This window comes from Mesorhizobium sp. M7A.F.Ca.CA.001.08.2.1, from assembly GCF_003998455.1.
GTDB classification, from domain to species: domain Bacteria; phylum Pseudomonadota; class Alphaproteobacteria; order Rhizobiales; family Rhizobiaceae; genus Mesorhizobium; species Mesorhizobium ciceri.
The window spans coordinates 1-1912 of the sequence record NZ_RZPW01000977.1; the positions used below are offsets into that span (position 1 = coordinate 1).

At 62.4% G+C, this 1912-nt stretch carries 3 protein-coding genes; 2 read left to right on the forward strand and 1 reads right to left on the reverse strand.

The window, feature by feature from the left end:
* Window positions 1-962, forward strand: a 962-nt coding sequence (locus tag EN914_RS33745) for a YfbK domain-containing protein (RefSeq protein WP_127389598.1), incomplete at its 5' end; no start/stop codon positions are given.
* A 212-nt stretch (window positions 963-1174) separates the two neighbouring features.
* A complete protein-coding gene (locus EN914_RS38505) occupies window positions 1175-1444 on the forward strand; it encodes a hypothetical protein (RefSeq protein WP_024501300.1) in 270 nt (89 codons plus the stop codon).
* Window positions 1445-1459: 15 nt separating this feature from the next.
* Here EN914_RS38505 and EN914_RS33755 read toward each other — a convergent pair.
* Window positions 1460-1912 (reverse strand): homocysteine S-methyltransferase family protein (locus tag EN914_RS33755; protein ID WP_206527300.1); only part of this gene is annotated, 453 nt, incomplete at its 5' end.

The following is a 1912-nucleotide window of genomic DNA, read 5'->3' on the forward strand; positions in this document are numbered from 1 at the left end:
CCGGCACGGTCCTGGAGCCGACCAAGGCGTCCCAAAAGGACAAGATCCTCAGTGCCATCGACAATCTGACGCCCGGCGGCAGCACGGCCGGCGAGGCGGGCATCAAGGAAGCCTACAGGCTGGCGCAGAAATCCTTCGTCAAGGACGGCGTCAACCGGGTGATGCTCGCCACCGACGGCGACTTCAATGTCGGCCAGAGCGACGACGACGATCTGAAGCGGCTGATCGAAAAAGAGCGCAAGACCGGTGTCTTCCTGTCGGTGTTCGGCTTCGGCCGCGGCAATCTGAACGACCAGATGATGCAGACCATCGCCCAGAACGGCAACGGCACCGCCGCCTACATCGACACGCTGGCCGAAGCCGAGAAGGTGCTGGTCGAAGATGCATCGTCGACGCTGTTCACCATCGCCAAGGACGTCAAGATCCAGGTCGAGTTCAATCCGAACAAGGTCGCGGAATATCGCCTGATCGGCTACGAGACCCGCGCCTTGAACCGCGAGGATTTCAACAATGACCGCGTCGATGCCGGCGATATCGGCTCGGGCCATTCCGTCACCGCGATCTATGAAATCACGCCAAAGGGCAGCGGCGGCGAACAGATCGACGCGCTGCGTTATGGCCAGGCGTCGGTGGACAATGGCGGCGTTGCCAATGCGGACGAATATGCCTTCGTTAAGATCCGCTACAAGCTGCCGAATGAAGACGTCTCGAAGCTGATCACCACGCCGGTGACCTCGGCCAACGAGATCTCGTCTTTCGACCAGGCCAGCACCGACCAGCGCTTCTCCGTCGCGGTCGCCGCCTTCGGCCAGAAGCTGCGCGACGAGGATGCGACCGCGAAGTTCGGTTACGACAAGATCATGGAGATCGCCACTGCCGCTCGAGGAGCCGACCCGTTTGGGTACAGGTCCGAGTTCCTCTCGCTTGTGCGCCTTGCCTCGGCGCTGGGCGGTAATCGGTAGTGGTGATGACGGCCGGTTTCTTTCAGATGGGATCGTTCTGACAGGGGAAACCGACCGCGGGCGGGTGAGGCATGCCGGCGAGGGGTTCATTCCCTTGCCGGCCTTTTTTCGGAGAATCTCCAGGTCGTTAAATTGCGCGGCATTTCCGGTAGCGGATCGCAACCCCCTGCTTGTTACGCAGGACAGGTGTACCGGGCTTGAGGGAGCCGAAATTGCAGATCAGGACTATCGCCAACTCGACACCGCCGGCACGAGATGCTTCGGCGGTTTCATCGGCCCCATCATCGGAATCCAGGCGTATCAGTGACGATGTCGCGCAGGCGCGCCACACCGCCATGTCGGCGCTGACCAACGACCGCTTCCGCATCATGCTGGAGCAGATAACCGATCCGGTTTCATCCGGCGCGCTGATGACGATGCACAGCGACAATGTGGTCGACTTCAAGTCGGCGCAGTCGAGCTACGCCGACAACAGCGAATAATCGAAACCGATAAGCTCAGGCCCGGCTGCGGCGGCGCTCGCGGCGGGCTTCGCTGGTCTCGGCGGTATTTTCCGTCGCCACCTTGTTGCGCATCGGGCCGATGCGCTCGACGATCGCGGCAACCGTCGGACGATCCGCCTTGGTGTGCGCGTCGAGCGCCTTGCGCATGGCGGCAAGGTGCTGGAACGAGGTGCCGCAGCAGCCGCCGATAATTTTGGCGCCGCCATCGACGGCGAGCCTGACATAGTCGGCCATCAGTTCGGGTGTGCCGGAATAATGGATTTCGGTGCCGCGGAATTCGGGAATGCCGCAATTGCCCTTGACGATCACCGTTGCCTCCGGCTTCGCCTCGGTCATGTCGAGCAGCGAGGCCAGGATGTCGGACGCGCCGACGCCGCAATTGGCGCCGACGCCAAGCGGCGCCTGCGACAGCCCGTCGGTGACGCCGTGGATATCCCTGGGTAGCAG